This window comes from Micromonospora sp. WMMD882 (genome assembly GCF_027497255.1).
Taxonomy (GTDB): Bacteria; Actinomycetota; Actinomycetes; order Mycobacteriales; family Micromonosporaceae; genus Micromonospora.
Map to the genome: position 1 here is coordinate 5,278,017 of NZ_CP114903.1, position 22,113 is coordinate 5,300,129.

At 74.3% G+C, this 22,113-nt stretch carries 16 protein-coding genes; 9 read left to right on the forward strand and 7 right to left on the reverse strand.

From position 1 onward, the window contains the following. The first annotated feature begins 2 nt into the window (after window positions 1–2). The 3 genes from thrC (at window position 3) to paaN (ending at window position 4,423) form a co-directional block, all read left to right on the forward strand. Complete coding sequence (thrC, locus tag O7606_RS22585; RefSeq protein WP_281599814.1) at window positions 3–1,292, forward strand: threonine synthase; 1,290 nt, start codon at window positions 3–5, stop codon at window positions 1,290–1,292. 386 nt (window positions 1,293–1,678) lie between these two features. Then, entirely contained in the window at window positions 1,679–2,695 is a 1,017-nt protein-coding gene (locus tag O7606_RS22590; protein ID WP_281596023.1) for a GNAT family N-acetyltransferase, read from the forward strand. A 54-nt stretch (window positions 2,696–2,749) separates the two neighbouring features. Next, window positions 2,750–4,423 carry a phenylacetic acid degradation protein PaaN gene (paaN, locus tag O7606_RS22595; RefSeq protein WP_281596024.1) on the forward strand — a complete coding sequence of 558 codons (1,674 nt, stop codon included), beginning with the start codon at window positions 2,750–2,752 and terminating at the stop codon, window positions 4,421–4,423. 42 nt (window positions 4,424–4,465) lie between these two features. Here paaN and O7606_RS22600 read toward each other — a convergent pair whose 3' ends face one another. Continuing rightward, window positions 4,466–4,996: a GNAT family N-acetyltransferase gene (locus tag O7606_RS22600; protein WP_281596025.1), complete on the reverse strand. Its 531-nt coding sequence runs from the start codon at window positions 4,994–4,996 to the stop codon at window positions 4,466–4,468. Window positions 4,997–5,222: 226 nt separating this feature from the next. Between O7606_RS22600 and O7606_RS22605 the strand changes: the two genes are divergently transcribed. Together O7606_RS22605 and groL are read left to right on the forward strand one after the other, a co-directional pair. Beyond that, window positions 5,223–5,426, forward strand: a complete 204-nt coding sequence (locus O7606_RS22605; RefSeq protein WP_013288855.1) for a cold-shock protein — start codon at window positions 5,223–5,225, stop codon at window positions 5,424–5,426. Window positions 5,427–6,467: 1,041 nt separating this feature from the next. Continuing rightward, complete coding sequence (gene groL, locus O7606_RS22610) at window positions 6,468–8,090, forward strand: chaperonin GroEL (RefSeq protein ID WP_281596026.1); 1,623 nt, start codon at window positions 6,468–6,470, stop codon at window positions 8,088–8,090. A gap of 96 nt (window positions 8,091–8,186) precedes the next feature. Here groL and O7606_RS22615 read toward each other — a convergent pair whose 3' ends face one another. Then, window positions 8,187–10,670, reverse strand: a complete 2,484-nt coding sequence (locus tag O7606_RS22615) for a S8 family serine peptidase (protein ID WP_281596027.1) — start codon at window positions 10,668–10,670, stop codon at window positions 8,187–8,189. Window positions 10,671–10,690: 20 nt separating this feature from the next. On the opposite strand from O7606_RS22615, the gene O7606_RS22620 reads away from it, so the two are divergent. Next, window positions 10,691–12,565 carry a glycerol-3-phosphate dehydrogenase/oxidase gene (locus O7606_RS22620; protein WP_281596028.1) on the forward strand — a complete coding sequence of 625 codons (1,875 nt, stop codon included), beginning with the start codon at window positions 10,691–10,693 and terminating at the stop codon, window positions 12,563–12,565. A gap of 13 nt (window positions 12,566–12,578) precedes the next feature. On the opposite strand, the gene O7606_RS22625 is transcribed toward O7606_RS22620, so the two are convergent. Beyond that, complete coding sequence (locus O7606_RS22625) at window positions 12,579–13,979, reverse strand: FAD-linked oxidase C-terminal domain-containing protein (protein WP_281596029.1); 1,401 nt, start codon at window positions 13,977–13,979, stop codon at window positions 12,579–12,581. A gap of 123 nt (window positions 13,980–14,102) precedes the next feature. Beyond that, window positions 14,103–14,747, reverse strand: a complete 645-nt coding sequence (locus O7606_RS22630) for a metal-dependent phosphohydrolase (RefSeq protein ID WP_281596030.1) — start codon at window positions 14,745–14,747, stop codon at window positions 14,103–14,105. A 67-nt stretch (window positions 14,748–14,814) separates the two neighbouring features. Between O7606_RS22630 and O7606_RS22635 the strand changes: the two genes are divergently transcribed. Beyond that, window positions 14,815–16,062, forward strand: coding sequence for an FUSC family protein (locus tag O7606_RS22635; RefSeq protein WP_281596031.1), 1,248 nt, complete (start codon window positions 14,815–14,817; stop codon window positions 16,060–16,062). A 67-nt stretch (window positions 16,063–16,129) separates the two neighbouring features. After that, window positions 16,130–17,617, forward strand: a complete 1,488-nt coding sequence (locus O7606_RS22640) for a PrsW family intramembrane metalloprotease (protein WP_281596032.1) — start codon at window positions 16,130–16,132, stop codon at window positions 17,615–17,617. A gap of 22 nt (window positions 17,618–17,639) precedes the next feature. On the opposite strand, the gene O7606_RS22645 is transcribed toward O7606_RS22640, so the two are convergent. Further along, entirely contained in the window at window positions 17,640–17,807 is a 168-nt protein-coding gene (locus O7606_RS22645; RefSeq protein WP_281596033.1) for a hypothetical protein, read from the reverse strand. Between the two features lie 81 nt (window positions 17,808–17,888). Continuing rightward, on the reverse strand, window positions 17,889–18,227 hold the full coding sequence (locus tag O7606_RS22650; RefSeq protein WP_281596034.1) for a co-chaperone GroES: 339 nt from the start codon (window positions 18,225–18,227) through the stop codon (window positions 17,889–17,891). A gap of 109 nt (window positions 18,228–18,336) precedes the next feature. Between O7606_RS22650 and O7606_RS22655 the strand changes: the two genes are divergently transcribed. Then, window positions 18,337–19,716 carry an AI-2E family transporter gene (locus O7606_RS22655; RefSeq protein ID WP_348651119.1) on the forward strand — a complete coding sequence of 460 codons (1,380 nt, stop codon included), beginning with the start codon at window positions 18,337–18,339 and terminating at the stop codon, window positions 19,714–19,716. A gap of 160 nt (window positions 19,717–19,876) precedes the next feature. Here the strand turns inward: O7606_RS22655 and O7606_RS22660 are convergent, their stop codons facing one another. After that, window positions 19,877–21,991 carry an ATP-dependent DNA helicase gene (locus O7606_RS22660; protein ID WP_281599815.1) on the reverse strand — a complete coding sequence of 705 codons (2,115 nt, stop codon included), beginning with the start codon at window positions 21,989–21,991 and terminating at the stop codon, window positions 19,877–19,879. Window positions 21,992–22,113: the final 122 nt, after the last annotated feature.

The following is a 22,113-nucleotide window of genomic DNA, read 5'->3' on the forward strand; positions in this document are numbered from 1 at the left end:
ACATGACGTCGACGCTTCCCGCCGCCTCCGGCATCGACACCGCCGCCAGCCCGGCCCGCGCGCTGGTCTGCCGCGCCTGTTCGGCCCGGTACCCGTTGGCCGCCCAGCACGCCTGTTACGAGTGTTTCGGCCCGCTGGAGGTGGACTACGACGCCGCCGCCCTGGCCGCGGTCACCCGCGAGCAGATCGAGGCCGGCCCGCGGAACCTCTGGCGGTACGCCGCGCTGCTCCCCGCCGGCCAGGACCCGGCCACCCGGGTCACCCTCGACCCGGGGCTGACTCCGCTGGTCGCGGCCGGCAACCTCGCCGCCGAGCTGGGCATCACCGCCCCGCTGTGGGTCAAGGACGACAGCGCCAACCCGACCCACTCGTTCAAGGACCGGGTGGTCTCGGTGGCGTTGACCGCCGCCCGGGCCCTGGGTTTCACCAGGTTCGCCTGCGCCTCGACCGGAAACCTGGCCAACTCGGTGGCCGCGCACGCCGCCCGGGCCGGGACGCCGTCGGTGGTGTTCATCCCCAGCGACCTGGAGCAGGGCAAGGTGGTCACCACCGCCGTGTACGGCGGCGAGCTGGTCGCCATCGACGGCTCGTACGACGACGTGAACCGGCTCTGCGGTGAGCTGGTGGAGACCGACGAGTTCGAGGACACCGCGTTCGTCAACGTGAACGTCCGGCCGTACTACGCGGAGGGCTCCAAGACCCTCGGGTACGAGGTGGCCGAGCAGCTCGGTTGGCGGATCCCGGCGCAGGTGGTCGTGCCGATGGCCAGCGGCGAGCTGCTCACCAAGATCGACAAGGCGTTCAGCGAGCTGGTGGAGATCGGCCTGGTGGAGGCCCCGGCGGGCGGCTGGAAGGTCTTCGGCGCGCAGTCGGCCGGCTGCAACCCGATCGCCACCGCGCTGCACGCCGACTCCGACACCGTCACCCCGGTCAAGCCGACCGGCATCGCCAAGTCGCTGAACATCGGCGACCCGGCCGCCGGCCTGTACGCGCTGGAGGCGGTGCGGCGCACCGGCGGGTGGATGGAGTACGCCGACGACGACGAGATCCGCGCGGGGATCCGACTGCTGGCGCGCACCACCGGGGTGTTCGCCGAGACGGCCGGCGGGGTGACCGTGGCGGTGCTGCGCAAGCTGGTCGAGTCCGGGCGGCTCGACCCGACGGCCGAGACCGTGGTGTTCAACACCGGTGAGGGTCTCAAGACCATCGACGCGGTCGCCGGCCTGGTCGGCCCGACCCACCGGATCCGGCCTTCGCTGCGCGCCGCCCGCGACGCCGGCCTGCTCGGCTGACCGCCGCCGCTCGCCCCGCCGGCTGACCGCCGCGTTCGTGTCGCCGGGTCGACCGGCGTGCATCACTGCGCCGGCCGACCGCCGACCGTCCTGTCGGGTGGTCGGGTCGGCCGGTGGGGTGGACGGCTCACCCGAACGGGGGATACGGTCGATCCGTCGGGTAACTGACTCTTCGCCCACGGTACGAGAAACCACCCACCTGGGCCTTGACGACAGCAAGTGGACGAGCGCAAGATGCTTCGTGCGGGAGGGCTTTCGCCGGAGACTTTTCAAGCCTTGCGACCCAACGCCGGAGGCGTTGTGCGATCGTCCCTCCCGACCAACTTTCTCCGGGCCGGCGATTTAAATCGCTGGCCCGGTTGCTTTTCCTGGCGCACCCTCGTCGGATGAGCATCGTCATCGCGTCGTTCGACGAGTCCGACCAGGCCGCGATCGACGCGGCGTACGCGGTCAGCGGGGCGGCCAAGGCCGTCGACCTGCCCGACTTCCCGCACGCCCGGGAGGCGTTCGAGGCCACGCTCCGGCACCCGATGCCCGGCCGGTCGCAGCACCTTGCCCTGGCCACCCTGGACGGGACGCCCGCCGGGTATTTGGAGCTGCGGATGTCCGTTCTGGAAAATCTCGACAACGCCGGCGTCGAGCTGCTGGTGCACCCGGCGCGCCGGCGGCGGGGCGTCGGCCGCGCGCTGCACGAGTACGCCGTACAGGTGCTGCGCGGGCAGGGCCGCAAGCGGCTGATCGGCCCCACGGTCGGGCCGCTGCCCGACGGGCCGGACCGGCCGGACAACGGCAGCGGGTTCGCCGCCGCGATGGGGGCCAAGCCGGCGCTGCCCGAGGTGCGCCGTCGCCTGGAGATCCCCACCCTCGACCACCCGGCCCTGGACGCGCTGCTGGCCGACGCGCGCGGCCGGGCCGCCGGCTACCGCACGGTCGGCTGGCAGGGGGCCACCCCGGCGGAGTACCTCGACGACATCGCCTACCTGGACAGCCGGCTGCTGGAGGACGCGCCGATCGGCGACCTGACCATGGAGCCGGACAAGGTCGACGCCGAGCGGGTCCGGGGTGTCGACCGGGTGTTGGCCGTCCGGGGCCGTCGCGCCTACCACCAGGGGGTCCTGCACGTCGCGAGCGGTCGGCTGGTCGCCTGGACGATGATCGACGTCCACCGGGCCACTTCGTGGCACGCGTTCCAGCAGATCACCATCGTCGATCCGGCGCACCGGGGCCGCCGGCTCGGCCTGCTGTGCAAGATCGAAAATCTGCGGTACGTGCTGGCGCACGAGCCGCAGCTCCGCGTGATCGACACCTTCAACGCGGCCAGCAACTCGTACATGATCGCGGTCAACGAGCAGATGGGCTTCCGGCCGGTCGACGCCTGGATGGAGTGGCAGCTCGACTTCTGACACCTGCGGGTCGGCCCGTGACGGCCGTTCCCCGGCTGCGGCATGATGGCGGGCATGACGGAGACCCCGCATCCCCTGTACGCCACGCACGCCGACACCCTCGCCCGGGCGCTGACCGCGATCACCGAGCGCGGGTACTGGTCCGCCTACCCGGAGTCGCCCAGCCCCCGCGTGTACGGCGAGACCGCCGCCGCCGAGGGCCGGGCCGCCTTCGAGGCGTACCTGGGCGGTGACTTCCCCCTCGACCAGCCGGGCGCCGGCGACCGGGTCGCCACCGAGGCGAGCCCGTTCGGGGTGCCGCTGGACGTGCGTTACCCGCACGCCGGCGTGGACGAGCTGGTCGCCGCCGCCTCCGCCGCCCTGCCCGGCTGGCGGGACGCCGGCCCGCAGACCCGCACGGGCGTCTGCCTGGAGATCCTGGCCCGCCTGCACCGGCACATCTTCGAGCTGGCCAACGCCGTGCAGTACACCAGCGGGCAGGCGTTCGTGATGGCCTTCCAGGCCGGCGGGGCGCACGCGCTCGACCGGGCGCTGGAGGCGGTCGCCTACGCGTACGCGGAGATGACCCGGCACCCGGGGACGGCGGCCTGGGAGAAGCCCGCCGGCAAGGGCGAGCCGCTGCGGATGACCAAGACGTTCCACGTGGTGCCCCGGGGCGTCGCGCTGGTGATCGGCTGCAACACGTTCCCCACCTGGAACTCCTACCCCGGGCTGTTCGCCTCGCTGGTCACCGGCAACCCGGTGGTCGTGAAGCCGCACCCGCGCGCGGTGCTGCCGCTGGCGATCACCGTGAAGCTGGCCCGGGAGGTGCTCGCCGAGGCCGGCTTCGACCCGAACCTCGTCCTGCTCGCCGCCGAGGCGCCCGGCGAGAAGCTCGCCTCCGACCTGGCCCTGCACCAGGCCGTCCGGATCGTCGACTTCACCGGCTCCACCGAGTACGGCGACTGGCTGGAGCAGCACGCCCGGCAGGCGGCGGTGCACACCGAGAAGGCCGGACTGAACACGGTGGTGATCGACTCCACCGACGACTTCGCCGGCATGTGCCGCAACCTGGGGTTCACGCTGACCCTCTACAGCGGGCAGATGTGCACCACCTCGCAGAACGTCCTGATCCCGGCCGGCGGCATCGCCACCGACCAGGGGCACAAGAGCTTCGACGAGGTCGCGGCGGGCATCGCCGGGGCGGTGGCCAAGCTCACCGCCGACCCGGCCCGCGCGGTCGAGCTGACCGGCGCGATCGTCAACGACGGCGTGCTGGACCGGCTGGACGAGGCGGCCAAGCTCGGTGACGTCGTGCTGGAGTCGCGGCCCCTGGAGCACCCCGCCCACCCTGACGCGGTGGTCCGTACGCCGACCATCGTCAAGCTGGCCGCGGACGCCACGGCGACCTACGGCCGGGAGTGGTTCGGGCCGATCTCGTTCGTCATCGCCACCGACTCCACCGCCCACAGCCTCGACGTCCTGCGCGCCACGGTGGGGCAGAAGGGCGCCCTGACCGCCGCGGTCTACACCACCGACGAGGCCGTGCTGGACGCCGCCGAGGCGGCGGCGATCGACGCCGGGGTGCACCTGTCCTGCAACCTGACCGGCGGGGTCTTCGTCAACCAGTCGGCGGCGTACTCCGACTTCCACGGCAGCGGGGCCAACCCGGCCGCCAACGCCGCCCTCACCGACGGCGCGTACGTCGCCAACCGGTTCCGGGTCGTCCAGACCCGCCGCCCCGCCTGAGGGCCAACGCCTGACCGGTCGGGCGGCACGACTCCCGACCGGTCAGGCGGCGCGCCGCATCTGGAGCTCCCGCAGGGCCGGGATCGTGGGGTGCGGTACGCGTACCCCGGTGTCGGTGAAGCCCAGCCGCCGGTAGGCCCGGTAGGCCCGGTCGTTGCCGACCACCACCTCCAGCATCAGCTCCGGCCGCCCGCATGCCCGGGACCAGGCGGCGACCCCGTCGATCAGGTCGGCGAGGAGCCCGCCGCCGCGCCGGGCCGGCGTCACGTAGACCCCGAAGACCACGGTCAGGCCAAGCTCGTCGGAGGAGGCGACGCCGCCGGCGTGACCGACCAGCCGGCCGCCCGGGTCGGCGACGAACTGCGCGGTGTGCGACCCCTGCGAGGTGTACGCGATCCGGGCGGCGTACTCGGCGTGGGGGCGGGCGGCGGCGTCCGCGAGCGTCTCCAGGAAGGCCAGCGGCGAGTCGGCGAGCATCTCCAGCCGCAGGGCCCGCATCCGGGCGGCGTCGGCCGGTCGGATCCGCCGGACCGGCGCGGCGCCCAGGGTCGACCGGGCCGAATTTCGCGTCATGCCCGAATGCCTACCGCAATGATGGCCGCCGATGCCCGTCCGGGTCGAGAGCTGACCGATACGCCCTGGTTTGTGGTCGTGCGCTGCGGTCACGCTTCGTGTAGCGTGCGATTTCGGTTCGCAGAACATCGACCGCTTCCGGGTCGGTGTTCACCGGTGGTTCCGATGCCGGCTGCCCGCCGGTGTCGGGGGTTGCGTGTCGCCCAGCGAAGTGAGGAAGTGCACCGTGGCGCAAGGCACCGTCAAGTGGTTCAACGCCGAAAAGGGCTACGGCTTCATCGCCGTCGACGGAGGGCAGGACGTCTTCGTCCACTTCTCCGCGATCGAGATGGACGGCTACAAGGCGCTGGACGACGGGCAGCGGGTCGAGTTCGAGATCGCTCAGGGGCAGAAGGGTCCGCAGGCCGAGCGGGTACGCGTCATCGCCTGAGTCGAGCCGGTGGCGGTGCGGCCAGCCACGCCACCCCGTCAGTGGAGACCACGGGCCGTCCGGATCAGCCGTCCTGGTGGCGGCCCATGGTCACCGTCTTCTGTGGAGCCCGCCCGGTATCCGATCCGTCGGACCGGGCGAGCCCTCATCCGTCGGGCCCGCCCCGCCCGAGGCCCTCCCGCCCTGACGTTCCCGCCCTGACGTTCCCGCCCTGACGTTCCCGCCCTGACGTTCCCGCCCTGACGTTCCCGCCCTGACGTTCCCGCCCTGAGGTGCCCGTCGACGGGTTTCCGGTGGCGTCGTCGGCGGCTTTCTGCCCGCCTTCGGAAAGCCCGAGGGCCGCCCCGGACCTGTTCGGGCCACCGCCATTCACGATGCGGACGACGCCCGATGGCGGGAAACGTCGCGTTCTTTCATGCTTTCATGGCGCCGACGGCGTGACCGATCGCGGCATCCGTCGCCTCCACCTTGCCGATGCTGACGGCGTGTCCGGTCGCGGGCGCCGTCACATTCGTGCGTCGTCGGCGCGGCCCATGTTCTCCCGTCGTCCAGGAGGACCGTTCCAGGTTCTGTGGGGCGGTGCTGATCGTGGTGGCTGTCGGCCCTCCTGGGGGGTCGTTGGCTGCCACGGCTTCGCCCCGATGCCCGAAGGCCGGCGGGGCGGCGGGCGGCCGATGGCGGACGGCGCACGGCGGGGTGGGGGAGTCCGGTGGGGGTCGGCGGGCCGGGGCGGGGGTCCACGGGGCACGGGCGTCACGCGGAACGGGGTGATCGGGAAGGCGTCGTGCTTGCACTCGGCAGGGGAGAGTGCTAAACAAGTCATTGGCACTCGCATGGCGTGAGTGCCAATGGTCGGGGCGGTAGGGCCACGGTCACGCGGCATCGCGCAGCGTGGCACATGGCCGGTCGTCGCGGGCTATCCGGCCCGGCCGACGGACGTCGTCGTCGCCAGGTGGCGACGTCCCAAGGTGCGTACACCAGGCGGCCCATCCGGGGCACAACACTCGGGTGGCCCGTGAGTGTCCAGGAGGACAACGCCGTATGGCCAAGATGATCGCGTTCGACGAGGAGGCCCGTCGCGGCCTCGAGCGGGGCATGAACCAGCTCGCCGACGCCGTGAAGGTGACCCTCGGCCCCAAGGGCCGTAACGTCGTGCTCGAGAAGAAGTGGGGCGCCCCCACCATCACCAACGATGGTGTGAGCATCGCCAAGGAGATCGAGCTCGAGGACCCGTACGAGAAGATCGGCGCCGAGCTGGTCAAGGAGGTCGCCAAGAAGACCGACGACGTGGCCGGTGACGGCACGACGACGGCGACCGTCCTGGCTCAGGCCCTCGTCCGCGAGGGTCTGCGCAACGTGGCCGCCGGCGCCAACCCGATGGCCCTCAAGCGGGGCATCGAGGCCGCGGTCGCCAACGTCTCGGAGGAGCTGTCCAAGCTCGCCAAGGACGTCGAGACCAAGGAGCAGATCGCCTCCACCGCCTCCATCTCCGCCGGTGACACCAGCGTCGGCGAGATCATCGCCGAGGCGATGGACAAGGTCGGCAAGGAAGGCGTCATCACCGTCGAGGAGAGCAACACCTTCGGGCTGGAGCTCGAGCTCACCGAGGGCATGCGCTTCGACAAGGGCTACATCTCCGCGTACTTCATGACCGACCCGGAGCGTATGGAGGCCGTCTTCGACGACCCGTACATCCTGATCGTCAACAGCAAGATCTCGTCGGTGAAGGACCTGCTCCCGATCCTGGAGAAGGTCATGCAGGGCGGCAAGCCGCTGCTGATCATCGCCGAGGACATCGAGGGCGAGGCCCTGGCCACCCTGGTCGTCAACAAGGTCCGGGGCACCTTCAAGTCCGTCGCCGTCAAGGCGCCGGGCTTCGGTGACCGCCGCAAGGCCATGCTGGGCGACATCGCCATCCTCACCGGTGGCCAGGTCATCAGCGAGGAGGTCGGCCTCAAGCTCGACGCCGTCGGCCTCGACATGCTGGGCCGCGCCCGCAAGGTCGTCGTCACCAAGGACGAGACCACCATCGTCGACGGCGCCGGTGACGCCGAGCAGATCCAGGGCCGGGTCAACCAGATCCGGGCCGAGATCGACAAGAGCGACTCCGACTACGACCGCGAGAAGCTGCAGGAGCGGCTGGCCAAGCTGGCCGGCGGCGTCGCGGTGATCAAGGTCGGCGCGGCCACCGAGGTCGAGCTGAAGGAGCGCAAGCACCGCATCGAGGACGCCGTCCGCAACGCGAAGGCCGCCGTCGAGGAGGGCATCGTCCCGGGTGGTGGCGTCGCGCTGGTGCAGGCCGGCAAGACCGCCTTCGACAAGCTGGACCTGGCCGGCGACGAGGCGACCGGCGCGCAGATCGTCAAGATCGCGCTGGACGCCCCGCTGCGGCAGATCGCCGTCAACGCCGGCCTCGAGGGTGGCGTCGTCGTCGAGCGGGTCCGCAACCTCGACCCGGGTCACGGCCTCAACGCCGCGACCGGCGAGTACGTGGACCTGCTGGCCGCCGGCATCATCGACCCGGCCAAGGTGACCCGGTCGGCGCTGCAGAACGCCTCGTCGATCGCGGCGCTCTTCCTCACCACCGAGGCCGTCGTGGCCGACAAGCCGGAGAAGGCCCCGGCCGCCCCGGCTGGCCCGGGTGGCGGGGACATGGACTTCTGAGTCCGGTTCCGACACACGCCGAAGGGGCGGGCCGCGTCAGCGGCCCGCCCCTTCCGTCGTACCGTGGACCGCCCTGACGGCGGGACGGCCCTGGGCTCAGCGGCGGGCCGCCCGCACGGCGGCGTACGCGTCCACCAGCCCCGCGCCCGCGTCGGCCGTCGCGCCACACCTGTCGGGCCGACCGGCCGCCCCCGGCGGCGGCTCGACCGGGGTGGCGGTGTCCCGCAGGAGTCGCCGGGTGCGTTCCAGGTCGCCGACGAGCGCCGGACTGGCCGACCACATCAGCGCCACCACCCCCGCCACCTGCGGCGTCGCCATCGACGTGCCGTCCAGGACGGCGTACCCGCCGCCGGGCATCGCCGACCGCACCGCCGCGCCGGGCGCCACCACGTCCGGTTTGCCGCCATCTTGCCCCGGGCCGCGGCTGGAGAAGTCGGTGACCCGGCGGGAGCGGTCCACCGCGCCGACGGTCAACACGTCCGGGTGCGTCGCCGGCGGGTCGTCGATCGAGCCGCAGTACGGGCCGGTGTTGCCGGCCGCCGCCACCACGAACACCCCGGCCGCCTCGAAGGCGACGGTCGCCGGCCGTAGCGCCGCCGGGTCGCAGCCCTCGATGACGGGACAGCCCCACGAGTTGGTGAGCACCTGCGGGGCGCGTTCCGGCCGACCGTCGGTGAACGGGTCGCCGCCGGGCGGGAACGGGGCCAGCATGAACTGGAGACAGTCCAGGTAGCGGGCCGGGCTGCCCAGGTTGCGGTCCAGGTTCACGCAGCTCGTCCAGGTCGCCCCGGGGGCCACGCCGATGCCGCCGCGTCCCACCGCGCTGCCCACGGTGTGCGTGCCGTGCCCACCGGTGTCCCGGGGGGACCGGCTGCCGTCCCACGGGTCGTACCAGGAGTCGTCGCCGCCCCGGAAACCGGCCGCGAGGGCCGGGTGACCGGCGTCCGCCCCGGAGTCCGAGCTGCCCACGGTGATCCCCGCGCCGTCCACGCCCAGCTCCGACCAGACCCGGTCGGCGCCGATCATCCGGATGTTCCACTCCGGACCGGTCGGCGCGGTCGCGTCGCCCCGGCTGACCCCGACCGGCGCGGGCAACGGACGCAACCGCTGGCTGACCAGCACCCGGTCCACCTCGGGGCGGCTGGACAGCCAGGCCCGCACCGCCGGCCCGCCGTCCACCTCGATCGCGTTGACCAGGTAGTACGCCGTGTACGGGAGCCGTAGCCGGGCCAACTGTCGACGCAGGTCGGCCTGGCTGCGGTCGGCGGTGTCGACGAGCCGGCGGTAGACCGCGCGGACCCGGGCGTCCCGTCCGGCCGCCCCGGTGGCCCGGGGCACGTCCCGCAGGTCGGCCTGCTCGCGGAGCACCACCAGCAGGCGTTCACCGGAGAGACCGGGCTGGCCGGGGCCCGCGTACACCCCGGCGGCGGCGACCAGCAGCACGCCGACGGTCACCGCGGCGACCGGGCGGCCCGGGGCGCGGCGGGGCAGCAGCAGGCCGTACCCGAGGGCGACCAGCAGCGCGACGGCGAACGCCGCCCCGGCGGCGACCGCCACCCAGAACGGCACGTCCCGGGTGGTGGTCAGCAGCAGGGTGACCTCCTCCGGGTCGGCGCCGGCCAGCGGGCCGAGCACCGTGAGACCGACCAGCCAGCGGACCGGGGCCGGACCGCTCGGCCCGGCGGGCGTGGCCTGGAGCGCGGCCAGCACGAAACCGGCCGGCGGCAGCGTCAGCAGCAGGGCGAGCTGGCTGCCCGAGTGGCCGACGCCGGCGGCGAGCAGGAGCAGCGTCACCCCGGCCACCAGGCCGCCGACCAGCACCAGCCGGGCCGGTCGACGGTCAGGCCCGGCCCCGAAGCGGGCCCACAGCTCCGCGTCGAGCAGCGCTCCGGCGAGCACGCCGACGGCCGTCGCCGCCAGCACGGCGAGCGCCGTCTCCAGCAGCCCGCCGAGCGCGCCCAGCCAGAGCCAGGGCAGCAGCAGGAGCAGCCCGGCGGCGACCGCGAGCAGCGTCACCGGCGCGCCCGCCCCCCGCCCGTGCCCGCCGGTCTGCGCGTGCGCCCCGGTCTGTCCGTGCCCGCCGGTCTGCGCGTGCCCGCCGGTCTGTCCGTGCCCGCCGGTCTGCGCGTCCGCCGGGTCGGGCCGTGCGGCCCGGCGGCGCAGGCGGGCGATGACCACGGCGGCCAGCACGGCGACGACGGCGAGCCCGGCCAGGTACGCCTCGTGGTGCACCGCCGGGATCATCCGGAGCAGGCCGAGCGCGCCCAGCGCCGACACCCCGGCCAGCCAGGCGCGGCCGACGGCACGGACCGCGTCGGAACGCGGCACCAGGGCCAACAGCAGCGCGGGCACCCCCACCATGACGATCGTCAGCAGGGAGACCGCCGGCCAGAGCCAGACCGGCCGGTCCAGCCCGGTGGCGAGCATCACCTGCTCGACCAGCCAGCCGACCACCTGGGGGAGCAGAACCACCCCGACCGTCCAGCAGCCCGCCAGGACGGCCGCGACCACCGGCAACGCGCTCGGTGGAGCCGGAGTGGGCGGCGGCGCGAACGGACCGGGCAGCGGCGCGGGTTGCATGACCGTACGGTACGGGGCGGATGCACGGTGTGCCGTGCGGCGGCCGGTGCGGCTACCGTGAACGGGTGCGTGACCCCAACGTATCCCGTTCCACGGCCGGTAGGCTCTCTCCCGTCCGGCGGGTCGACGACCTGCGCCGGCTCCGGGCCGAGCGGTTCGACGTCCTGGTCATCGGCGGTGGGGTGACCGGCGCGGGCGCTGCCCTGGACGCCGCCTCCCGCGGGCTCAAGGTGGCCCTGGTCGAGGCGCGGGACTTCGCCGCCGGCACCTCCAGCCGGTCCAGCAAGCTGATCCACGGCGGTCTGCGCTACCTGGAGCAGTTGGAGCTCGGGCTGGTGCACGAGGCGCTCACCGAGCGGGGGCTGCTCGCCACCCGGCTCGCCCCGCACCTGGTCCGGCCGGTGCCGATCCTGGTGCCGCTGCCCGACGACGGCGGGGTGCGCGGCCTGCCGGGCCGGGCCTTCCGACGGGCCTACTACGGCGCCGGGGTGGCCGCGTACGACGCGTTCGCCGGGGTCTTCGGCCGGGGTCGGGGCATGCCGCTGCACCGGCACCTGAGCCGGGAGGGCGCCCGGCGGGTCTTCCCCAGCCTGCGCGCCGACCGGCTGGCCGGGGCGATCCGCTACTACGACGGGCAGGTCGACGACGCCCGGCTGGTGGTCACCCTGGCCCGCACCGCGGCGAGCCTCGGCGCGGCCGTGGTGACCAGCGCCCGCGCCGTCGGCCTGATCCGGCAGGCCCGGGAGGTCACCGGGGTCCGGGTCCGCGACCTGGAGGCGGCCCCGGGCTCCCCGGACGCCGAGTTCGAGGTACGCGCCCGCACGGTGATCGCCGCGACCGGCGTGTGGAGCGACGACATGTCGCGGATGCTCAACGACGTGGGGCTGCGCCCCGGCCTGCGGGTGCGGGCTTCCAAGGGGGTACACCTGGTGGTGCCCCGCTCGGCGATCACCGGCGAGACCGGGCTGATCCTGCGGACGGCCACCTCGGTGCTGTTCGTCATCCCGTGGGGCGGGCACTGGATCATCGGCACCACCGACACCGACTGGCGGCTGGACCGCTCCCACCCGGCCGCCTCCGCGCGGGACATCGACTACCTGCTGGACCAGGTCAACACGGTGCTGAACCGGCCGTTGACCGTCGCCGACATCGAGGGCGTCTACGCCGGGCTGCGGCCGTTGCTCTCCGGCGAGGCCGACTCCACGTCGAAGCTGTCCCGGGAGCACGCGGTGGTCGAGCCGATGCTCGGGCTGCTGCTGGTCGCCGGGGGCAAGTACACGACGTACCGGGTGATGGCCGCCGACGTGGTCGACCGGGCGGCCCGCCGGCTCGGCGGGGTCCGTCCCTCGCGCACCGCCGACCTGCCGCTGCTCGGCGCGGACGGGTACGCCGCCATGTGGCGGGACCGGGCCGACCTGGCCCGCCGGCACGGGACGCCGGTCGGCGTGGTCGAGCACCTGCTGGAGCGGTACGGCAGCGTCACCCGGGAGCTGCTCGCCCTGATCGCGGCCGATCCGCTGCTGGCCGCCCCGCTGGCCGGGGCCCCGGAGTACCTGGCCGCCGAGGTGACGTACGCGGCGCGGGCGGAGGGGGCGCTGCACCTGGAGGACGTGCTGACCCGACGGACCCGGATCTCGTTCGAGACCAGCCACCGTGGGCTGGAGTCGGCGGAGCACACGGCGGAGCTGATGGGCGCGGTGCTCGGCTGGAACGCCGACGTGCGGGCCCGCGAGGTCGCGCACTACCGGGCCCGGGTGGAGGCGGAACGCCAGTCGCAGCGGATGCCGGACGACGCCACCGCCGACGCGGCCCGGCTCGGCGCGCCCGACGTACGCGGCTTCGCCGCCGACCGGGGCGTGGAGACCGACCCGAGCGGCCTGCCGACCCCCGGCTGACCCGCGGCGGCCCTCAGAGCACCTTGCCGGGGTTGAACAGACCGTCCGGGTCCAGGGCCGCCTTGATCGCCTGGTGCACCCGGACCCCGACGGGGCCGATCTCCCGGGCCAGCCACTCCCGCTTGAGCAGCCCCACCCCGTGCTCGCCGGTGCAGGTGCCACCCAGCTCCAGGCCCAGCCGCATGATCTCGTCGAAGGCGCGCCGCCCCCGTTCCAGGCTGGCCGGGTCGGCGCGGTCGACCACGATGTTGGGGTGCATGTTGCCGTCCCCGGCGTGCCCGACCACCCCGATCGGCACGTCGCACTCGACGGCGATCCTCGCCACCCCGTCGAGCAGGGCGGCGAGCGCGCCGCGCGGCACCGCCACGTCGTCGATCACCAGACCGCCGTTGCCGTTCGGGTAGGTCCGGGCGGCGTACGCCTCCATCGCCGGGTGGGCCAGCCGGCGGGCCTGGAGCAGCGCCGCCGCCTCCACCGCGTCGGTGGCCGTGTACACCTCGGACGCCCCGGCGGCCGAGCAGACCTCGGCCAGCCGGGCCAGGTCGGCCGCCGCCCGGGGGCCGGTGTCGGCCGCCGCGAGCAACAGCGCCTCCGCGTCGGTGCGCAACCCCATCGGCCGGTACGCCTCGATGGCCGCCAGGTGGGTGCGGTCGAGCAGCTCCAGCAGGCTGGGGCTGAGCCCCTGGGCGGCGATCCCGGCGACGGCGGCGCCCGCGTCGGTGGTCGAGTCGAAGACCGCCACCAGGGTCAGCGACTCCTCCGGGGCGGGCCGCAGCGCCAGGGTCACCTCGGTGACGATCCCGAGCGTCCCCTCCGAGCCGACGAAGAGCCGGGTCAGGTCGTACCCGGCGACGCCCTTGGCGGTGCGCCGACCGGTGCGCAGCACCTCGCCGGAGGCGAGCACCACCTCCAGGCCGAGCACGTACTCGGTGGTCACGCCGTACTTGACGCAGCACATGCCACCGGCGTTGGTGGCCACGTTGCCGCCGATCGTGGACGACTCCCACGACCCCGGGTCGGGCGGGTAGTAGAGCCCCTCCTTGCGTACCGCCCCGGCCAGGGTGGCGTTGACGACCCCGGGCTGCACGACGGCGATCCGGCTGACCGGGTCGATCTCCAGGATCGCGTCCAGCGCCGACGTGCTCACCACCACCGCGCCGTCGACCGCGTTCGCCGCGCCGGCCAGCCCGGTCCGGGCCCCCTGCGGCACCACCGGCGCCCCGTGCCGGGCCGCCGCCCGGACCACCGCCACCACCTGCCCGGTGTCCCGGGGGCGCACCACCACCAGCGGCAGGCCGGCGGCGCACAGGTCGGCCTCGTCGCGTTGGTGCGTCCGGAGCAGATCCGGGTCGGTCAGGACGGCGTTCTCGCCGAGCGCGGCCCGCAGCTCGTCGAGGAGGGGGGAACCGGACATGCAGCAGAGGTTAACGTCAGCTCAGGGCGACGGCCATCGTGCGCCGGCCGCTCACGGCGGCAGCCGACAGGGTGACCGGGCGACGGCGGGCCGGGTGACCGTGGTGGCGGGGGACGCGGTGGGTCAGTCGGGGTGGCGCAGGGTGGTCAGCTCCCGGGTCAGGTTCGCCCGCGCCGGGGCCTCCCAGCGGGCGGCCAGCGCCGGCACGTGGAACAGGGCGGGCAGGTCGAGCAGCTTCTCCAGCACGGCCGCCCGGCCGGACCGGAACGCCGCCTCGGGCACGTGCGCGTACTCCTGACGGATCCGGGCCGCGTACCCGTCGTACCGCTGCGGGGTGGCCGCGAGGACCGCGAGGTCGGCGTCGCAGAGCAGCGCGCCGTCCCGGTCGTCGGCGGCGACCGCGTGCCCGGCGGTGAGCAGCACCAGCCGGCGTACCTCGGCCACCGCGTCGGTCGGCACGCCCACGGCGGTGAGCAGGTCACCGGCCAGCGCGGCGCTGTCGCGTTCGTTGGTGTCCCCGGGCGCGCGCGGATCGTAGACCGCGTCGTGGCACCAGGCGGCGAGCCGTACCAGGTCGGGCCGGTCGGCGTGCCCGGCGTGCCGGTCGATCACGTCCAGCACGGCGGTCAGGTGGTCGACGGTGTGATAGCGGCGGTGCGGCTCCCGCCACCGGGTGAGCAGCTCCGTGCCGGCCCCGGCCACCGCCGCCGGGTCGGGGGCACCCACCCCGCGGGCCGCCGCCTGCCACCGTCGCTCCAGCGTCTCCACAGGCGCAGTGTGCCGTACGGCCCGCGACCGCCAGGATTCACCACGCGTGGCGCGGGTAGTCCCGCCCATGGCCGCTGCCCGTGACCGACACCGCCCGCCGCGGACCGAGTTGCGGCAGGGACTGGTCGACGTCGACACCGCCCGGATCGCCGGGGCGATGGTGGAGCTGCGGCAACGGGGTCACGCCACGCTGCGGGACCGGACGCACCGGGTACGCAGCGCGGCGGGCCTGGCCGTGCAGGCTGGGGTGGCCGCCGCGCTGGCCTGGGTGGCCTCGCACGAGCTGCTGCACAACCCGGAGCCGGTGTTCGCGCCGATCTCGGCGGTCGGCACCCTGGCGGCGTCGGTCGGTCAGCGGCTGCGCCGCACCATCGAGCTGATCGTCGGGGTGGGCATCGGCGTGCTGATCGGCGACGTGCTGATCTACCTGCTGGGCACCGGCCCCTGGCAGTTGGGCCTGATCGTCACTCTGGCCATCATCGTCTCGATCTTCCTGGGCGGCAGCGTGGCGGTGGTCATCCAGGCGGCGGCGACCGCCGTGCTGATCGCCACGCTGAGTCCGTCGACCAAGGATCTGGAGCTGCCCCGGTTCGTCGACGCCCTGGTCGGCGGCGGTATCGCCCTGCTGGTGACCGCCGTGCTGCTGCCGCTCAACCCGCTCCGGGTGATCAACCGGGCGGCCCGGCCGGCGCTGGACCTGCTGGCCGAGCAGCTCGACGTGACGGCGGAGGCGATCCGGGACCACGACCGGGAGCGTTGCCAGCGGGCCCTGGAACGGCTCCGGGCGAACAAGGAGGAGCTGGCCGCGTTCACCGAGGCGATCGACGGGGCGAAGGAGACCCTGACCATCTCGCCGGCGCGCTGGCACCGGCGCAGCGAGCTGGCCCACTACGCCGAGGCGGCCGAGCCGATCGACCGGGCGATGCGCAACAGCGGCACCCTGATCCGCCGGGCGATCACCATGATCGAGGACGAGGAGCCGACGCCGGAGCCGCTGCCCGACGCGGTCGGGCACCTGGCCGAGGCGGTCCGGCTGCTGCGGCACGAGTTCGCCGTCGGGGCGGAGCCGGGCGACGCCCGGGAGCGGACGCTGCGCGCGGTCAGCGAGGCGGGGCGGGCGTACGAGCAGGGGGTGGGGTTCTCCGGCAGCGTGGTGGTGGCCCAGGTGCGGACCACCGCCAGCGACCTGATGGTCGCCTCCGGTCTGGACCAGGAGGAGGCCAACCGGCTGGTCCGCAGCGCGTTCGGCGAGCACGAACGGCCCTCGTCGCCCACCGACCGGCGGACCGGCGACGCCGGACCGCCGGTGGCCTGACCGCCGGTGGCCCGTCGACCGCCGGGACCGGTGTGCCGCCGCCGGTGGCCTGACCGCCGGGACCGGCATGCGGCCGGTCGGGTCGGCCGGGGGTCGATACGCTGAGCGCATGGCCGACACCCCGCCCGGCGCAGCGCCTGCCGGTCCGCCGCCGCCGAGCCCCGCCCTGCACACCCCGGGCCCGCCGGTCACCCCGCTGCCCGCCCGCCGGACGAGCTGGCGACGGTACGTGGTGTTGGCCGGCACCATCCTGGTCATCGCCGCCTGCGCCATCTTCATGATCTTCACGTTGGGGCAGAGCCTGGGCGTCGAGGCGCTGTTGATCGGCCTGGTCGCCGCGATCCTGCCGGTCCCGGTGCTGGTGGCGTGCTTCCTCTGGCTGGACCGCTACGAGCCGGAGCCGTTGAAGTACCTGATCTTCTGTTTCGCCTGGGGGGCGTTCGTCTCCACCGCGGCGTCACTGACGGTGAACGAGTTCTTCGCCGGCCGGTTCGCCGCGTGGGACCTGCCCGACGCGCTCACCGCCGTGCTGGTCGCCCCGTTCATCGAGGAGCTGACCAAGGCGCTCGGCCCGATCCTGCTGCTGATCTTCCGGCGGCGGGAGTGGTCCGGCATCACCGACGGTCTGGTCTACTGCGGGCTCTCCGCGATCGGCTTCGCCATGGTGGAGAACATCCTCTACCTGGGCGGGTACGGCTACCGCACCGGCGTCGAGGAGTACGGCCCGGCCACCGGCGCGCAGCAGGTGCTGGCCATCTTCATCGTCCGGATCCTGCTGTTCGGCTTCGCCCACCCGCTGTTCACCGCGATGACCGGCGTCGGGCTGGGCATCGCCGCCCGGTCCGCCGACCGGCGGGTCCGTTTCCTCGCGCCGATCGCCGGCCTGCTGGTGGCGATGATGCTGCACGGCACCTGGAACCTGGTCCCGTCGCTGGTGGCCGCCACCGGGCAGCCGCTGGTCGCCCTCTACGGGTACATCGGCGTGATGGTGCCGATCTTCTTCGGCATGGTGGGCCTGGCCGTCTGGCTGCGCGCCTGGGAGGGGCGGCTCACCGAGCGCACCCTGCCGGACTACGTCCGCGCCGGTTGGCTCACGCCGCCGGAGGTGGCGGCGCTGGGCAGCCTCGGCCGGCGGCACGCCGCCCGCAGTTGGGCCCGCCGGGTCGGCGGGGACCGCGCGGTGAAGGCGATGCGGGGCTACCAGTTCGCGGCCACCCGGCTGGCCCTGCTCCGCGACGGCATGCGCCGGGGCCTGGACCTCCGCCCCGTCGACCGGGAACGGACCGCCGCCGAGGAACGCCTGCTGCTGGAGACCATCTCCGCGTACCGGTGGTTCTTCGTCGGCCGCGACCCGCAGACCCCGCTCGGCATCTGGGACGGGCACCGCTACCACCTGCGGTTCCCCGACGGCCACCAGCGGCCGGTGGATCCGCCGGACGAGCCGGTCGTGCCGATCCCGGTGGTGCTCGCCCCGCCGCCGCCACCCGTGCCGTACCCGCCGGGGCCGCACTGGCCCGCCCCGCCCGCCGGCTGGCACCCGGGCGCTCCCCGCTGACGGCGGCCCGGGGGCCGGGCGCTCAACTGAACAGGCTGGTCAGGAAGTCACCCAGGCCGGCGGCGATGGCCAGCAGCGCCACCCCGATGGCCCTGAACAGGTCCGCGGCGCCCTGCGGCCGGAACGCCATGAAGTAGATCAGGAACCCGACGCTCAGTATGACGAGCAGCTTCTTCAGGAAGATCGGCATCATCCCTCCCCAGGGCGCGGACGTGCCTGGCTTCCCGCCGCGGCGGTGGGCAAACGGCACAGACCCCGGGGAGCGGGACGCCTACAGGTACAGGCCGGTGGAGTCGGGCTCGACGCGCTCGGCGGCGACGGCGTGCACGTCCCGTTCGCGGAGCAGCACGTAGCCCCGCCCGTGCAGTTCGACCTCGGAGCGGTCGTCGGGGTCGAACAGCACCCGGTCGCCGGAGACGATCGACCGGACGTTCGGGCCGACGCCCACGGCGGTCGCCCAGGACAGGCGCTTCCCGACGGCGGCGGTCGCCGGGATCACGATGCCGGCGGTGGAGCGGCGCTCGCCCTCGTTACCCTCCAGGCGCACCAGCACGCGATCGTGCAGCAGGCGGATCGGCAGGCCGGCGTCGAGGTTCTGGTCGGCGGTCACGGGAGGAGACGCTACCGTGCCCGCCGCCTCCGTCGGCGCGGTGGTTACCGGACGACCGCCCTGGGCAATGTGTGGCGCGACCGGCCTACCGTGACGTTCCCGCGGGAACATGTCCGGCCGTTACCGTATGTGGACACATGGTGAGCAGGAGGTCGGCTTGAGCCGCTTCGAACGGATCCGCAGCCGGCTGCGTCGCGCGTACGAGTCGGGCCGGGACGCGGTGCGCGAGGGCCGCGACCGCGACCGTGAGCAGGCCCACGACCTGCGGCGACGGGCTGCCGTCCCCGGGTCGGGGACGGGGACGGCCTCGCCGGCCGAGCCCGGGCCGGTCGCCCCGGCGTCGGCGGTGGTGGTCGGCGCGGAGCCGTCCGCCGCCCTGCACAGCTCCACGGTCAGCCGGGACGACGCCGACGTGCCGCACGCGCTGCGGATCGCCGCGGCCTGGTCGTGGCGGCTCATCGTGGTCGGGCTGGTCGGCTGGGCGCTGTTGAGGATCGTCGGTCAGATCCGGATCGTGATCATCCCGTTGGCCGTCGCGCTGCTGTTGTCGGCGCTGCTCGCGCCCGCCGTGGGCTGGCTGCTGCGGGCCCGGTTCCCCCGCTCGCTGGCCACCGCGGTGGTGCTGGTCGCCGGGCTGGCCGCGGTGATCGGCACGCTGACCCTGGTGGTCAACGAGTTCATCGACGGGGTGCCGGAGCTGAGCGCGAAGTCCTCCGAGGGCGTCCGGCAGATCCAGGACTGGCTGAAGACCGGGCCGCTGCACATGAGCGACGGGCAGCTCGACCGGTACATCAGCGAAGGTCAGCAGTGGGTCAACGACAACACCAACCGGTTGACCAGCGGGGCGCTCTCCACCGCCGCCACCGTCGCCGAGGTGCTCACCGGAGCGCTGCTGGTGCTCTTCGCGACGTTCTTCTTCCTGCGGGACGGCCGGCAGATCTGGCGTTTCCTGGTCCGGCTGCTGCCGGTCGCGGCCCGCTGGAAGGTCGACGACGCCGGTCAGGCGTCCTGGTCGACCCTGGTGGCGTACGTCCGGGCCACCGTGCTGGTGGCCTTCATCGACGCCGTCGGCATCGGTATCTTCCTGGTCGTCTTCGACATCCCGTTCGCGTTCCCGCTGGCGGCGCTGGTCTTCCTCGGCGCGTTCATCCCGATCGTCGGGGCGACCCTGTCCGGCGCGGTGGCGGTGCTGGTGGCGCTGGTCGACAGCGGGCCGGTGACCGCCCTGATCATCCTCGGCGTGGTGATCGGCGTGCAGCAGGTGGAGGGGCACATCCTGCAACCGTTGATCATGGGTCGGGCGGTGGCGATCCACCCGCTCGCCGTGATCATCGGGATCGCCGCCGGTGTGGTGCTCGCCGGCATCACCGGGGCGCTGGTCTCGGTGCCGCTGATCGCCGTGCTGAACACCGCCGTCCGGCGGCTCGCCGCCCGTACCGTGCCGGAGACTCCGCCGGACGCGGTGGTGGTCGCCGCCAAGGCCCCCTGACCCGTCCCGGCCGGGCCACGCCCCGCGCGGTCGGGGTGTCCGGCCGCCCGGACAGCGCCGTTTCGGCGACGTCGGGGTGTCCGGCGGCCCGGACAGCGCGGTTTCGCCGAAATGGCGGCGGCCGGCGAGAAAGCCCACGGTCCGGGGGCACCGGGCGGGGTCAGGAGTCGGCCAGGCGTTCCAACGCGCCCCGGGCCACCTCCGGCCGGGTGGTGTACCAGAACGGCGGCAGCGACCGGCGCAGGAACGGGCCGTACCCGCGGGCCGTCTCCAGCCGGGAGTCCAGCACCGCGACCACGCCCCGGTCACCGGTCGAGCGGATCAGCCGCCCGACGCCCTGGGCCAGCCGGATCGCGGCGATCGGCACGCTGACCGCGGCGAACCCGGACCCGCCCCCGGCGTCCACCGCCGCCGCGCGGGCCGCCGCCAGCGGCTCGTCCGGACGCGGGAACGGCAGCCGGTCGATCACCACGAGCTGGCAGGAGTCGCCCGGCACGTCCACCCCCTGCCAGAGCGACATCACCCCGAACAGGCAGCTCGACCGCTCCTGCTTGAACCGGCGCACCAGCAGCGGCAGGGACTCCTCACCCTGGAGCAGGATCGGCAGGTCCGTCCGCGCCCGCAGCAGCTCCGCCGCCTGCTGCGCGGCCCGCCGGGAGGAGAACAGCCCCAGCGTACGGCCACCCAGCGCGGTCACCAGCGACAGCAGCTCCGCGCCGGCCGCCTCGGGCAGCCCGGAGACGCTGGGCCGGGGCAGGTGCGCCGCCACGTACAGGATGCCCTGCCGGGCGTAGTCGAACGGGGAGCCGACGTCCAGCGAGCGCCAGCCCGGGCCCTCCGTCGCCGGCTGCCCGGCAGCCGGCGTGTCCCCTGACGTCTTCCGCTGCGCGCCCCGGGCGGCGGTGGCCAGGGCGTCCGCCGCCGGGGACGGCGTCGGGGCGGGCGGGGCCTCCAGGCCGAGGGCGCGGGCCACCGTGTCGAACCGGCCGCCCAGGGTCAGCGTCGCCGAGGTGGCGACCACGGTGCGCTCGTCGTACAGGTGGGTGGCGAGGGTGCCGGCGACGGACAGCGGCGCGACCACCAGCGCCCGCCGGCCGCCCTGCTCCGGCTTCTCCACCCAGGCCACGTCGTGGTCGGCCTCCTCCAGCAGCCGCTGCGCGGTGGTGGAGAGGTCGTCCAGCGCCGCCTTGGCCTGCTGTTTGCGGACCGGGTCCGGGTCGTCGGCCTTGACGTCGCCGATCGCGTCCAGCGCGGCCCGGGTGGCGGAGTCGAGCAGGGTGCACGCCTGGCGCAGCAGCTCCGGCAGGCCGTTGGTGATCCGCCCGGCCGGGGCCTCGGTGAGGCCGAGGGTGAGCGCGTCGCCGGCCTCGCCGAGCGTCTCGGCGACCTCCGGCTTGACCAGCGGCCGGGCCCGCCGGCCGGTGCGCTCGATCAGCTCCGGCGTCAGCTCGGCCTGGGACGCCGAGGAGACCCGGTCGGCCAGCTCGTGGGCCTCGTCCACGATCAGCAGCCGGTGCGGCGGCACGATCTGCCGACCGGCCAGCATGTCCACCGCCAGCAGGCTGTGGTTGGTAACCACGATGTCGGCCTCCCGGGCCCGCGCCCGGGACGCCTCGGCGAAGCACTCCGCGCCGAACGGGCAGCGGGACGCGCCGACGCACTCCCGGGCCGGCATCGACACCAGCCGCCAGGCCTGGTCGTCGACGCCCGGGTCCAACTCGTCCCGGTCGCCGGTCTCGGTCTCCATCGCCCAGTCCCGCAGCCGCTCGACCTGCTTGCCGAGCCGGCCCACCGCGCCGAGCCACTGCCCGCCACCCCCGGCGGCCGGGGCGCTGTCGAACAGGTCGGCCGGCTCGTCCTCGGTGGAGCTGTCCAGCCGGGCCAGGCACAGGTAGTGGTGCCGTCCCTTGAGGACCGCGAACGTCGGCCGCCGACCCAGCAGCGGCTCGACCGCCTCGGCGAGCCGGGGCAGGTCGTGGTCGACGAGCTGGGCCTGGAGGGCCAGGGTGGCGGTGGAGACCACCACCGGGCCGTCCACGGTCAGCGCCGGGGCGAGGTAACCCAGCGACTTGCCGGTGCCGGTGCCGGCCTGCACGAGCAGGTGTTCCCGGTCGGCGACGCACTCCTCGATGGCGGTGACCATCTCCTGCTGGCCGGGGCGGGCCGCGCCGCCGGGCACCGCGCCGACCGCCGCGGCGAGCAGCTCCGCGCCGCTGGGCCGGGCCCCCCGGCGCCGGGAGCGGGAGCTGGCGGACTTCGGGAAGGCGCGCGGCAGGGTCACCGTGCGACGGTACCCGTCGCCGCCGACACCGTCCGCGCGGATCGGCCCGTGTTCGGGGTGACCGTCCGGAATCGGTCAGTCCCGATCGGTTCGTGCCCTGGGGCGTCCGGTGGGGG